Source organism: Mycobacterium sp. SM1 (genome assembly GCF_018361265.1).
GTDB lineage: Bacteria > Actinomycetota > Actinomycetes > Mycobacteriales > Mycobacteriaceae > Mycobacterium.
This window is the reverse complement of sequence record NZ_JAFLNH010000002.1, coordinates 328,112-340,552: the sequence shown is the minus strand read 5'-3', so window position 1 is coordinate 340,552 and position 12,441 is coordinate 328,112. Positions and strand designations below refer to the sequence as shown.

Genomic DNA, 12,441 nt, shown 5'->3' with positions numbered 1-12,441 from the left:
CGCCATCGATCCACAGCACCAGCCCGGCACGCTCACACACGGTCGCGCACCCGGCGTCATCCGCGCCACCGGCACGGACAGCGCCCGCGACCCGCTACCCGCCTGGCGCCCGGTACCATTTTTTCGTGCATAGCCACCGCCAAAGCGTCCTGCGGCCGGGCCACCCCCGAGACACTGGTGTGCGGCGTGCCCGTCGCCGTGCGGGCATCGGCGCCGGCGCACTGCTCGCTGCCGGGGCGCTGTGGATCGCGCCCGGTGCGGTTTCGGCGAGCGGCCCGGTCGCCAACGCCGGCGACTGCCCGGATGCCGAGGTGATCTTCGCCCGCGGCACCGACGAGCCGCCCGGCATCGGGCGAGTCGGCCAGGCCTTCGTCGACTCGCTCCGCCAGGACACCGGTATGAACATCGGGGTGTATGCGGTCAACTACAAGGCCAGCCTGCTTCAGCTGCACGGCGACGACGGCGCGAAAGACGCCATCAACCACATCGAGTCCATGGCTAGCAAATGTCCGAACACCCCGCTCGTGCTGGGCGGATACTCGCAGGGCGCATCGGTTATCGACATTGTGACCGGGGTGCCCGTCGGGGGCATCAGCTGGGGCAGCCCGTTGCCGGCCCAATACGCCAATATGATCGCGGCGGTTGCCACTTTCGGCAACGTGGCCGACCGCTCCGGTGGGCCGATAACGACCCAGAGTCCGCTCTTCGGCTCCAGGGCCATCGACCTGTGCAACCCCACCGACCCAATCTGTCACGCGGGCCAGGGCAACGAGTGGAGCGGGCATACCGAAGGCTATGTACCCGTGTACACCAGCCAGGCAGCGAGTTTCGTCGCGGCCCGGCTGTTGGCAATCCAACCCTCCACGCCCGGGCCCGGCGAGTCCCCCGTCGCCGAACCGCCCACCGGTGTCCATTAAGACGACCGCTCAGAGCCGGTCAAGCACCGCAAACCGCTGGGCCAGGTCTGCGCTGACCGGTTTGCTTGGCGCCACACTGACCACCGTGGCGGCAACGGTATCAGCGCCCGCCGAACGGGTGCCCACGGCCTCCGCCGCGTCCTGTCCCGATGTCGAGGTGGTGTTTGCCCGGGGGCGGCTGGAGCCACCCGGTGTGGGGGTGGTCGGTGGCGCCTTCGTCAGCGCGTTGCGCTCCAAAGTCAACAGGGACATCGGTGTCTACCCGGTGCGCTACCCCGCCGACACCGAAGTCGACATCGGCGCCGACGACATGAGCCGCCACGTCCAGTCCATGATCACCAACTGCCCGAACACCCGCCTTGTGCTGGGTGGCTATTCGCTTGGCGCGGCGGTCACCGACATGGTGATCGCGGTCCCATACCGCATGCTCGGTTTCCACAATCCCCTACCACCGGGAGCCGATACCCACATCGCCGCGATCGCCCTGTTCGGCAACGGAAGCCAATGGGTCGGCCCCATCACAAACTTCAGTCCCGTATACGCCGACAGGACAATCGATTTGTGTCACGGCACCGATCCGGTCTGCAACCCGGCCGACCCGAACAGCTGGGCGGAGAACTGGCCACAGCACGGCGCGGACGCCTACATCCAGTCCGGCCTGGTCAATCAGGCCGCCGACTTCGTGGCGGGCAAACTGCGGTAACCCCGCAGCCGGCGCGCGTCCGGGTCGGCCGTGCGCGGGAATTCAGCGAGAGGCCTGCGAATCAACGGGACGCGAACGAAGATCGCGGGTGATCCGGGCGCGCGTGCGCAGGTCGCCATCGGGTGGATAGTCCACACCCGTGAGCGTCAAACCCTGGGCCGGGGCGACCGCAAAATCGCTCGACCGCTGCGGGGACGTGAGCAGATCCCGGCACCAGGAGACGGGGCGCCGGTGCTCCCCGATGGCTAGCAGCGCACCAACCAGTGAGCGCACCATCGACCAGCAGAACGCATCCGCGGTGACGGAGGCAGTGATCAGATCGCCGTCACGGGACCAGTCGAGCCGCTGCAGCTCGCGGATCGTGGTGGCACCGGCACGAGGTCGGCAAAACGCCGCGAAGTCATGCAGACCCAGCAAGTGCTGCGACGCTGCCGCCATCGCGTCGACGTCCAGGGCCCGCGGCCACGCCGTGACGTAGCGGGCGTGGTGTGGCTCGGCCCCGAAGGGCGCCGTCGTCAACCGATAGGCGTAGTGACGCCGCAGCGCGGAGAACCGCGAGTCGAAACCCGCTGGCGCCCGGACGATCCGGCGAACGCGGACGTCGGGCGGCAGAAACCGGCTCAGGCGCCGCACCAGCGGCAGGAATTCCGGATCACCGGGGCGGGACGAGCGCGGATAGGCATTGAACAACGCGTCGACGGGAACATCGACATGGGCCACCTGGCCGCTGGCGTGCACACCGGCATCGGTGCGTGCGGCCACTCGCAGCCGAACCGGCGTCCGAAACACCGTGGACAGCGCCTCATCGAGAACGCCGCCCACGGTCCGTTGCCCCGGCTGAGCTGCCCAGCCCGCGAATTCGGTTCCGTCGTAGGCGATATCGAGTCGCAAGCGAACGTGCCCGCCACCGGCACCGGTGGCGGGCACCCGGTTCGCGCGGGAATCGTCGGCAGACAAGCCGGCCGAGCCACCGTCGGGGGGGTTCACTGCGGCCGGTCGGCGTCCTCGCCTGACTCCCGCGGCTCGGGTGTCTGCGCCTCGGTGGCCGCTGAGGCCAGCTGGGCGCCCTCGGCCGAAGCCGCGGCACCCTCGGCCGGAGCCGCTGCGCCCTCGGCCGAAGCCGCGGCTTTCTCGGCCGGCGCCTCCTGGGGCGGCTGAGCCTTCCCGGGCTCCGCTTCCCGCTCCTCGGCCTTCTGGGACTCGGCCTTCTTGATCTTCGCCTGTGCGGCCGCCGCTCGGCGCGCCCGGTTCGCCTCCGAGGTGACCGTCTTCTGCTGCACCAGCTCGATTACGGCCATCGGGGCGTTATCGCCCTGGCGCGGCTCGACCTTGATGATTCGGGTATAGCCACCGTTGCGATCGGCGAAGAACGGACCGATCTGCGCGAACAAGGTGTGTACCACGTCCTTGTCGCGGATTTTCTTGAGCACTTCACGCCGGTCGTGCAGCGTGCCCTTCTTAGCGCGGGTAATCAACTTCTCCGCGTATGGCCGCAGCGCCCGGGCCTTGGGCTCGGTGGTCTTGATGCGACCATGCTCGAAAAGCGACGTGGCCAGGTTGGCCAGCAGCGCCTTCTGGTGCGAGGACGACCCGCCGAGGCGACGACCCTTGGTGGGCTTGGGCATGAGCGATGCTCCTGTCTTGAGTGCGGGCTCGGGCCTGTCAGCCCCACTTCTCCGCGGGCCGTCCCCCGCAAGCTGGGGTCCCCCGCACGGCCCGCGTCGGTCGTGGAGCTGTCAGAGTTGTTCGGTTTCGGCGTAGTCCTGGTCGTCGTAACCACCGTTGTTGGACCAGGTTCCCGTGGCGGCGTCGTAACCGGCAACCTGCGACGGATCGAAACTGGGTGGGCTGTCTTTGAGCGAGAGCCCCAGCTGGTGCAGTTTGACCTTCACCTCGTCGATGGATTTCTGGCCGAAGTTACGGATGTCCAGCAGGTCAGACTCGGTGCGTGATACCAGTTCACCGACCGTGTGCACGCCCTCGCGCTTGAGGCAGTTGTACGACCGCACGGTGAGGTCCAAGTCCTCGATCGGCAACGCAAACGCCGCGATATGGTCGGCCTCCGCGGGCGACGGCCCGATCTCGATACCCTCCGCGTCGACGTTAAGCTCACGTGCCAGGCCAAACAACTCCACCAGCGTCTTACCCGCCGACGCCAACGCATCCCGTGGGGTGATGGAGCTCTTGGTCTCCACGTCGATGGTCAGCTTGTCGAAGTCGGTGCGCTGCTCGACGCGGGTGGCGTCCACCTTGTACGTCACTTTGAGCACCGGTGAGTAGATGGAATCGACCGGGATACGGCCGATTTCGGCTCCCGACGCCTTATTCTGGACGGCCGGGACATACCCGCGCCCACGCTCGACGACAAGCTCAATTTCCAGCTTTCCCTTGTCGTTCAACGTCGCGATGTGCATATCCGGGTTGTGCACGGTGACGCCGGCGGGCGGCACGATATCGCCGGCGGTGACCTCGCCCGGACCTTGCTTGCGCAGATACATCGTCACCGGCTCATCTTCCTCGGAAGACACCACAAGGCTCTTGAGGTTCAAGATGATTTCGGTGACATCTTCTTTGACTCCGGGGACCGTGGTGAACTCGTGCAGCACGCCGTCGATGCGAATGCTGGTGACCGCCGCGCCGGGGATCGACGACAGCAGCGTGCGGCGCAGCGAATTGCCGAGGGTATAACCGAACCCCGGTTCCAACGGTTCGATGATGAATTGAGATCGGTTGTCGCTGATGACCTCTTCAGAGAGTGTGGGTCGCTGGGAGATCAGCATGTGTTTCCTTCTCCTTCTCGACACCCGCTATTTGATGTCGCTTAGGTTCCTGCGCCGGCGGGGCAGGACGTTTACTTCGAGTAGTATTCGACGATCAGCTGCTCGGTGAGGGGGACGTCAATCTGCGCCCGCTCGGGTAGCTGATGGATCAGGATGCGCGGGCGCTCCCCGACAACCTGCATCCAGCTCGGGACCGGCCGATCGCCGATGGTCTCGCGCGCGATCTGCAACGGCACGGTGTTCAGCGACTTGTCCCGCACGTCGATGATGTCATACGGCGAGACCCGGTAGCTGGGGATGTTGACCTTCACGCCGTTGACCAGGAAGTGGCCGTGGCTGACGAGCTGGCGGGCCATCCGGCGGGTACGGGCCAACCCCGCACGATAGATCACGTTGTCCAGTCGGCTTTCCAGAATCTGCAACAGCCGCTCGCCTGTCTTCCCGGTCTGGCGATTCGCCTCTTCGTAGTAGCGACGAAACTGCTTTTCCATCACGCCGTAGGTGAAACGGGCCTTCTGCTTCTCCTGCAACTGCAGCAGGTATTCGCTCTCCTTGACCCGGGCGCGCCCATGCTGACCGGGTGGATAGGGACGCTTCTCGAACGCCTGGGAACCACCGACGAGGTCGGTGCGCAACCGGCGCGATTTCCGGGTAACGGGTCCCGTGTAACGAGCCATGGGTTCTTCTCTACCTCCTGGACCCCGACTAGACCCTGCGCCGCTTGGGTGGCCGGCAGCCGTTGTGCGGCTGGGGGGTGACGTCGGCGATCAGACCGACTTCCAGCCCAGCGGCCTGCAGCGACCGGATCGCGGTCTCGCGACCCGAGCCCGGGCCTTTCACGAACACATCCACCTTGCGAACACCATGCTCCTGCGCCTTGCGGGCGGCATTCTCCGCGGCCAGCTGCGCGGCGAACGGGGTCGATTTGCGTGAACCCTTAAACCCCACGTGGCCAGATGATGCCCACGCGATCACATTGCCCTGCAGGTCGGTGATCGTCACGATCGTGTTATTGAAAGTGCTCTTGATGTGGGCGGCGCCATGCGGCACGTTCTTCTTTTCCCGCCTGCGGGTCTTCTGACCCTTCTTCGGCGCAGCGGTTGCCTTCTTCGGTGGCATGAGTTACCTGGCCTTCTTCTTGCCTGCGATGGTGCGCTTGGGACCCTTGCGGGTCCGGGCGTTCGTTTTGGTCCGTTGGCCGCGCACCGGCAGACCGCGGCGATGCCGCAGACCCTGGTAGCAGCCGATCTCGATCTTGCGGCGAATGTCGGCCTGCACCTCGCGGCGCAGGTCACCCTCCACCTTCAGGTTGCCCTCGATGTAGTCCCGCAACCGAGTGAGTTGCTCCTCGGTGAGATCCTTGGTCCGCAGATCCCGGTCGATGCCGGTTGCGGCCAAGATCTCGTTCGAGAGGCTTCGACCGATGCCATAAATGTAGGTGAGGGCGACCTCCATGCGCTTATCGCGGGGCAGATCGACACCGACAAGTCGAGCCATGTGTGGCATTACCTCTTTCTTGGCGGAGGTCTGGTCCCAGTCCGCTCCCGCCTGCCGACGGGCCCCGGCCTCCGTTCCGGGCGTGGGTGAGCGGCCTATCCGCTCACAGGTACTGGGAGGTCTGCATTCAATTGTGTATGGATTGCGTATGGATCTGTGGTAGGGATCTGCGGTACGGATCGCGCGGCTAGCCCTGGCGCTGCTTGTGACGCGGATCGGGGCAAATCACCATAACCCGCCCATGCCGACGGATTACCCGGCACTTATCACATATCGGTTTGACGCTTGGCTTCACCTTCACGGCGCTTCGGTCCTGTGTCTCTCGCTCGGGTGGTCTTCGATAGGGTCGTTCGGGCGTGCTGCTACTTGTATCGGTACACGATGCGCCCCCGGGACAGGTCATAGGGCGACAACTCCACCACCACCCGGTCCTCCGGCAGAATGCGAATGTAGTGCTGGCGCATCTTGCCACTGATGTGAGCGAGCACCTTGTGTCCGTTCTCCAGCTCGATGCGAAACATCGCATTGGGCAGGGGCTCGATCACACGGCCCTCGACCTCGATGGCACCGTCCTTTTTGGCCATTACCTTTCGGCCATCCTCCGTGTCCTTGCTCTTCGTATGCTCTTCGTATGCTCGTCGTTACTGCTCGTCGCTCATGCTCACGCTAATGTCGGTGCACCCGATTCGGCGCAGCACGTGTTCGAACTGCAAACGTGAACAGGTGGCAGGAAGTTCCGCGGGTACTGGACACGCAAAAAACCGGCACGGGCGCCGCACCGTTGTTCCACAATACCCGTAGCGTCGCGCCGCACGCAAAATGCCATGGCAGCCCGGCCGGCGGGGCATTGCCGGCGCCGTATCGGCTGTTTCGTGGCACTGCGGATCGGTCAACCCGGCGACAGGAATCGGGGTGCTCGGCTACGGGTGGCCCGGCATGAAGTGACACCGCCGAGCCCGCACCCAGACGACTGCGTAACGGGCCGACCGCGTCGCCACCGTCTGGCCGGTGGCTGATCTGGGCGGCGACGGGACGCGCCGCCGGTCGCAGCGCCCCGACACCTCGGCCCTCGCACTGCCCTGGTTGCCGACGGCCCGCCTGAGGTCATCGCGGAGAACTCAACGAACGCCCCGGTGCGCACCCGCAACCCGTCGCTGGCCGGATCCTCGTCCGAGGTGAGAAACTGACACCGGCGCCGGGCGGGCCGACCATCCGCTGAGCGAGGTTTCCGTCCAGCCACAGAAAGCCTTCCGGCCACAGAAAGCCACAGCAAGAAAAGGATGTCGATGGGCGAGACAGTGTCGCTCAAACCCAACCTGGGCCGGTTCGGTGTCTGGTTGGGAACCCGCTCCATAACTCCCGCCTTCGCCAAACAGATCGAGTCGCTTGGCTACGGCGCCGCGTGGGTCGGCGGGTCACCGGACGCCGACCTGGCCTGGGTCGAGCCCGCCCTGGCCCAAACCACATCCCTGCGGCTGGCAACCGGGATCATCAACATCTGGTCGGCCCCCGCCGCGGTGGTCGCCGAGTCCTACCGGCGCATCGAAACGCGCTACCCGGGACGATTCTTACTCGGTATCGGGGTAGGCCACCCCGAGCGCACGAAGCAATACGCAAAGCCCTACGCCGCGCTCGCCGGCTACCTCGATGACCTGGACGCCGCGTCGGTGCCGACCAGCCGCCGGGTGATCGCGGCGCTCGGGCCCAGGCTGCTGACGCTGGCGGCGCGCCGCAGCGCCGGTGCCCACCCGTATCTCACCACACCGGAACACACCGCCTGGGCCCGCGAGTTGGTGGGCGAGACCGTATTCCTGGCACCGGAGCACAAGGTGGTGCTCACCAGGGACATTGAGGAAGCCCGCGCGGTCGGCCGCGCGTTCATCGACTTCTACCTGGGCTTGAGCAACTACGTCAACAACTGGCGCCGACTCGGGTTCACCGACGACGACATGCGCAAGCCCGGCAGCGACAAATTGATCGACGCGCTGGTCGCCTCGGGCACCCCGGAGGCCGTTGCCGAACGGCTCAACCAGCATCGTGACGCCGGCGCCGACCACGTGGTGATCCAAGTGCTGGGCAAACCCGACGAGCAGCTGCGGACGCTGGCCGAACTGGCCGGCCCGCTATCGCTGGCGGGCCCGAGCTGATCGCCCACCTCCTCCTCGGGCCTACGGCCCGCATCGTCGGCGGGCCCGAGCTGATCGCCCACCTCCTCCTCGGGCCTACGGCCCGCATCGTCGGCGGGCCCGAGCTGATCGCCCACCTCCTCCTCGGGCCTACGGCCCGCATCGTCGGCGGGCTATGGTTTGAGCATGCGACTGCTGGTCACCGGCGGCGCCGGATTCATCGGCGCCAATTTCGTGCACAGCGCGGTGCACCAACATCCCGAGCACACGGTGACCGTCTTGGACGCGCTGACCTATGCGGGTAGTCGCGAGTCTCTCGCCGACGTCGCCGGTGAAATCCGGTTGGTCCAGGGCGATGTCACGGACGCGGAACTGGTTTCCCGGCTGGTTGGCGAGTCGGACGTGGTTGTGCACTTCGCCGCCGAGACCCACGTCGATAACGCTCTGGCCGATCCCGCGCCCTTTCTGCGCACGAATGTCATCGGGACGTTCACCATTTTGGAAGCGGTGCGCCGCCACGGTGTCCGGTTACACCACGTCTCCACCGACGAGGTCTACGGTGACCTCACGCTCGATAACCCCGCGCGATTCACCGAGTCCACGCCTTACAACCCCTCAAGCCCGTACTCGGCGACCAAGGCCTCCGCCGATATGCTGGTACGATCCTGGGTGCGGTCTTACGGTGTGCGCGCGACTATTTCCAATTGCTCGAATAATTACGGGCCGTACCAGCACGTGGAGAAGTTCATTCCGCGCCAGATCACCAATGTGCTCACCGGGCGGCGTGCCAAGCTCTACGGCAGCGGAGCCAACATCCGCGACTGGATCCATGTCGACGACCACAACGAGGCGGTGTGGCGAATCCTCGAAAACGGCCAAATCGGACGAACTTACCTCATCGGAGCCGAAAGTGAGCGAGACAACCTGACCGTGTTGCGCACACTGCTGCAGCTAATGGGCCGCGACCCCGACGACTTCGATCATGTCCCCGACCGCGCCGGCCACGACCTGCGCTACGCCATTGACCCATCAGCGCTATATAGTGAATTATGCTGGGCTCCAAAGCACGTCGATTTTGAAGAGGGGTTACGCGCTACCATCGAGTGGTACCGTGCCAACGAATCATGGTGGGGCCCACTCAAGGACGCTGTGGAGGCACGGTATGAAGAGCGCGGTCAGTGACATGCGCGTGCGAGAGCTCGAGGTTCCTGGTGCCTGGGAGATCGTCCCGCTGTTGCATTCGGATCCTCGGGGACTGTTCTTCGAATGGCTTACCGAGCGAACGTTCACTGCGTTTGCCGGTCATCGCCTGGATGTCCGCCAGGCCAACTGCTCGGTGTCGTCGGCCGGTGTGCTGCGAGGCCTGCACTTCGCCGAGTTGCCGCCAAGCCAGGCCAAATATGTGACCTGCATTTCTGGCGCCGTATTTGATGTCATCGTCGACATTCGGGTGGGCTCACCGACATACGGTCGGTGGGCCTCGGTGCTGCTTAACGATCGAGAGCGCCGATCGGTGTACATCTCCGAGGGTCTTGCACATGGTTTCCTTGCACTGCAGGAAAATTCCACGGTGATCTACCTGTGCTCCAGCGAATACAACCCCGCGCGAGAGCACACCATCTGTGCGACGGATCCGGTGCTGGGAATCGACTGGCCGGAGGTCGACGGGTCCCCGGTGTTGTCGGAGCGGGACGCCACAGCGCCCACCCTGGCCGAGGCTCGGGCCGCTGGTCTGCTGCCCTCCTGGGATGACACCCGAGCGTTCATCGACCGGCTGCGCCAGAGCTAGCCCTTAAACCGAAGTTACTGCTGTTTGGGTAGGGGTTTTTGGCTTTGACCTGGGGTTTTGCTGGTTTTCTGGTTTGTGTTTGTGGCTACGCGGTGATGGTCAGGGGGATGGTGGCTTCGATGAGGTCGAAAGCCCGACGTTGTTGAGAGGTTGGGTCGGCGAGTTTGTCTATCTCGATGTCGGTGTCCTGGTAGCGGATCCTATCGCGGGTAAGGGTTTTGAGGTGTGCGAGCAGGCCAGCGAAGCTGCGTATGGGGTTAGCGTCGGTGTCTTGTTTGTGGGCGGCTTTGGTGTCAGCGTCGGTTGAGCGTTGGGCGGGGGCTACGGGATTGTCGCGGGCTGGTGGGTTTTCATCGGTGAAAGTCAATGGCGCCCAGGCTTTGCGGAGATGCCATACCAGGTAGCGGGCCAGCATGCAGATTAGTAGGTGCGCTTTGACACGGTCGTCGAGGCGGTGGCGGATGGGCCGCACTTGGAGGTCGTCGGTTTTGATGCTGCGGAAGTCGCGTTCGATGTTGGCCAGGTCTTTGTAGCTTTGCACCACAGCGGCCGGGGTGAGTTCTGCGGCATCGACGCTGGTGCGTATCACGTAGATGCCGTCGATGGCGGCTTCAGTGTCGATGGCGGTTTGGTTGCGGCGGTAGGTGAAACTCTCATCGCTGATGGTGGTGTCAAAATGTTTGGCCATCTTGTACTTTCCCAACACTTTGCCCACAGCCTTGCCGATGTCAGCGGCGCCGGACAATCGGCCGGCCGCCACCCGCTTTTCGATGGGCGCTAACAGTTTTTCGGTGGCGGCCAGCAGCTGGGTGCGTTTGGCCGCACGCTGGGCGGCCAACAGTGGGTCGCGGCACGCGATCAGCCGTTCGCCGGGATAGTCGGGGTGGTTGATCTCGACCAGATCCTGTTGGTCGAACAGGCTCATCTGCAAAGGGCCCCGGTCGGCGGCCAGCGCGGCGATCGCTGGTGCGCGTAACGCGGTGATCCACCCGAAATCGGCTCCGGCATTGTTGAGTTCGCGCAGGGCGTTGATGCGGGCGGTGGTGATCATTCCCCGATCACCGACCATCACCAGATTGTCCAATCGAAACGTGTCTTGCAGATCGCCCACGATCGTGGTGAACGCCTTGGGATCAGCAGTGTTGCCAGGGAATACCCGCACCGCTATCGGGCGGCCCTCGCGGTCGCCAAGCAACCCGAAGTTGATCTGCGGCAACCCTTTTTTACCGTCACGGGAATACCCGCGTGCCGCCAACTCGCAGTGACGCCCGGTCATCCACGTACTCGACAGATCGAACAACGCCATCTTCGACGGGTTAACCCGCGGCCCAAGATGTTGAGCGACCAGCTTGCGCTCTATAGCGTCTTGGCGCCCACGAGCCAGTCCATCGCGGCGTAGATCTCGTCGGTGCAGGCGTCGGCGATACCCAGGTCGGTGCCCAAGGTGGTCTCAGCCCACCACGCCCGTGTGTCCAGCTTGCTGGCTGGTCGCACCACTCGGGAGATGATCAACCCCAACACCAGATCCCGTGACCGGCCAGAAGGCCCCAGCAGGGCGGGCATACCCACCTTGCGGGCCATTGCCGCTACCGCTGCCACATGCCCGTGCGGCAAGGCGCGGGTGATGGCGAACTCAGTACCGGCCTCCACCAATGTTTGACCTTTCAAGATGGCCTCGAACGCGGTGACCGCCTCGGCCGGCAGCTTGGACAGGTTGGCCAGCGTTTCGTGACGCACCTTGCCGCCCTGGCGGAACGTGCGGCGCACCAAGATCGATTCGTAGTGGCGAACATTGCCCCCCTTGTCCACATAGTTACTCGACGTCCGGGCTACATGCATGCCGGCTGGTTTTGTCACATCCCAATGCTACAACGTGAATTCGTAATAGCAGCAGCATAGACACACCTAATTTAGTGGCCACATTTTTGGCTCTTCTGACGCTTCCGTGGGCCGGTTGTTGATGTAAGGGGCGCACGTCGTTGTGGCTTAAGGTTTCTGGCTTGTGGAAGGTCAGGAACCAAAGGAGCCAACAACGACGTGCGCAATGTGAGGCTATGGCGTGCGCTGCTAGGTGTCGACCAGCGCACCGTGATCGAAGACATCGAGTTCGAGGAGTTCGGGCAGGAAGACGCCGACGGCGACACGCTGGTGGTGGCGCGGGTGCGGCCGCGAAGTGGTGTTTCGCGCCCTTGTGGCAGCTGCGGTCGCAGGGCGCCCTGGTATGACCGGGGTGAGGGTCGGCGCCGGTGGCGGGGCCTGGACTGGGGCACGATGCAGGTGGTGCTGGAGGCCGATGCGCCGCGGGTGAACTGCCCCGCCCATGGGCCTACGGTGGTGGCGGTGCCGTGGGCGCGCCATGCCGCCGGGCACACTTTGGCCTTTGATGACACGGTGGCCTGGCTGGCGGTGGCGTGCTCGAAAACCGCGGCGTGCGAGTTGATGCGGATCGCCTGGCGCACCGTCGGCGCGATCGTGGCCCGCGTGTGGGCCGACACCGAAAAGACCGCTGATCGGTTCGCGGACCTGCGCCGGATCGGCATCGATGAGATCTCCTATAAGCGTCACCACAAGTACCTATAAGTTACGTGGAATTAGACCAGCGTGTCGATCGGCGGGGACCACGGCGCGG

General features: G+C 64.8%; 15 protein-coding genes and 1 pseudogene. 6 read left to right on the top strand and 10 right to left on the bottom strand.

Annotated elements, in window-relative coordinates; all coding sequences use genetic code 11:
* The first annotated feature begins 206 nt into the window (after positions 1 to 206).
* Positions 207 to 917: a cutinase family protein gene (locus MSM1_RS11315; protein ID WP_307857384.1), complete on the top strand. Its 711-nt coding sequence runs from the start codon at positions 207 to 209 to the stop codon at positions 915 to 917.
* 76 nt (positions 918 to 993) lie between these two features.
* Entirely contained in the window at positions 994 to 1,620 is a 627-nt protein-coding gene (locus MSM1_RS11310) for a cutinase family protein (RefSeq protein ID WP_236056148.1), read from the top strand.
* 42 nt (positions 1,621 to 1,662) lie between these two features.
* Here MSM1_RS11310 and truA read toward each other — a convergent pair whose 3' ends face one another.
* The 8 genes from truA to infA all read right to left on the bottom strand — a co-directional run bounded on the left by truA (position 1,663) and on the right by infA (position 6,481).
* Entirely contained in the window at positions 1,663 to 2,577 is a 915-nt protein-coding gene (gene truA, locus MSM1_RS11305) for a tRNA pseudouridine(38-40) synthase TruA (RefSeq protein WP_213442220.1), read from the bottom strand.
* 26 nt (positions 2,578 to 2,603) lie between these two features.
* On the bottom strand, positions 2,604 to 3,245 hold the full coding sequence (gene rplQ / locus MSM1_RS11300; RefSeq protein WP_213442218.1) for a 50S ribosomal protein L17: 642 nt from the start codon (positions 3,243 to 3,245) through the stop codon (positions 2,604 to 2,606).
* 111 nt (positions 3,246 to 3,356) lie between these two features.
* Positions 3,357 to 4,400: a DNA-directed RNA polymerase subunit alpha gene (locus MSM1_RS11295; protein WP_213442216.1), complete on the bottom strand. Its 1,044-nt coding sequence runs from the start codon at positions 4,398 to 4,400 to the stop codon at positions 3,357 to 3,359.
* 71 nt (positions 4,401 to 4,471) lie between these two features.
* Entirely contained in the window at positions 4,472 to 5,077 is a 606-nt protein-coding gene (gene rpsD, locus MSM1_RS11290; protein WP_213442214.1) for a 30S ribosomal protein S4, read from the bottom strand.
* Between the two features lie 28 nt (positions 5,078 to 5,105).
* Positions 5,106 to 5,519, bottom strand: coding sequence for a 30S ribosomal protein S11 (gene rpsK / locus MSM1_RS11285; protein ID WP_213442212.1), 414 nt, complete (start codon positions 5,517 to 5,519; stop codon positions 5,106 to 5,108).
* 3 nt (positions 5,520 to 5,522) lie between these two features.
* Positions 5,523 to 5,897 carry a 30S ribosomal protein S13 gene (gene rpsM / locus MSM1_RS11280; protein ID WP_213442210.1) on the bottom strand — a complete coding sequence of 125 codons (375 nt, stop codon included), beginning with the start codon at positions 5,895 to 5,897 and terminating at the stop codon, positions 5,523 to 5,525.
* A gap of 187 nt (positions 5,898 to 6,084) precedes the next feature.
* Positions 6,085 to 6,198, bottom strand: a complete 114-nt coding sequence (gene rpmJ, locus MSM1_RS11275; RefSeq protein WP_213442208.1) for a 50S ribosomal protein L36 — start codon at positions 6,196 to 6,198, stop codon at positions 6,085 to 6,087.
* A 61-nt stretch (positions 6,199 to 6,259) separates the two neighbouring features.
* Positions 6,260 to 6,481 carry a translation initiation factor IF-1 gene (infA, locus tag MSM1_RS11270; protein ID WP_003886926.1) on the bottom strand — a complete coding sequence of 74 codons (222 nt, stop codon included), beginning with the start codon at positions 6,479 to 6,481 and terminating at the stop codon, positions 6,260 to 6,262.
* 702 nt (positions 6,482 to 7,183) lie between these two features.
* On the opposite strand from infA, the gene MSM1_RS11265 reads away from it, so the two are divergent.
* The 3 genes from MSM1_RS11265 to rfbC all read left to right on the top strand — a co-directional run bounded on the left by MSM1_RS11265 (position 7,184) and on the right by rfbC (position 9,812).
* The gene (locus tag MSM1_RS11265; protein ID WP_213442206.1) at positions 7,184 to 8,044 is read left to right on the top strand and encodes an LLM class F420-dependent oxidoreductase; all 861 of its coding nucleotides are present in this window, start codon (positions 7,184 to 7,186) and stop codon (positions 8,042 to 8,044) included.
* A gap of 165 nt (positions 8,045 to 8,209) precedes the next feature.
* Entirely contained in the window at positions 8,210 to 9,205 is a 996-nt protein-coding gene (gene rfbB / locus MSM1_RS11260) for a dTDP-glucose 4,6-dehydratase (protein WP_213442203.1), read from the top strand.
* Position 9,206: 1 nt separating this feature from the next.
* A complete protein-coding gene (gene rfbC / locus MSM1_RS11255; RefSeq protein ID WP_213442885.1) occupies positions 9,207 to 9,812 on the top strand; it encodes a dTDP-4-dehydrorhamnose 3,5-epimerase in 606 nt (201 codons plus the stop codon).
* An 85-nt stretch (positions 9,813 to 9,897) separates the two neighbouring features.
* On the opposite strand, the gene MSM1_RS11250 is transcribed toward rfbC, so the two are convergent.
* Entirely contained in the window at positions 9,898 to 11,118 is a 1,221-nt protein-coding gene (locus MSM1_RS11250; RefSeq protein WP_236055953.1) for an IS1634 family transposase, read from the bottom strand.
* 50 nt (positions 11,119 to 11,168) lie between these two features.
* Positions 11,169 to 11,669, bottom strand: coding sequence for a hypothetical protein (locus MSM1_RS21815; RefSeq protein ID WP_236055952.1), 501 nt, complete (start codon positions 11,667 to 11,669; stop codon positions 11,169 to 11,171).
* A gap of 180 nt (positions 11,670 to 11,849) precedes the next feature.
* Here MSM1_RS21815 and MSM1_RS11245 point away from each other — a divergent pair.
* Positions 11,850 to 12,389 (top strand): annotated as a pseudogene (locus MSM1_RS11245) (transposase family protein); the annotation flags it as partial.
* Between the last annotated feature and the right edge of the window lie 52 nt (positions 12,390 to 12,441).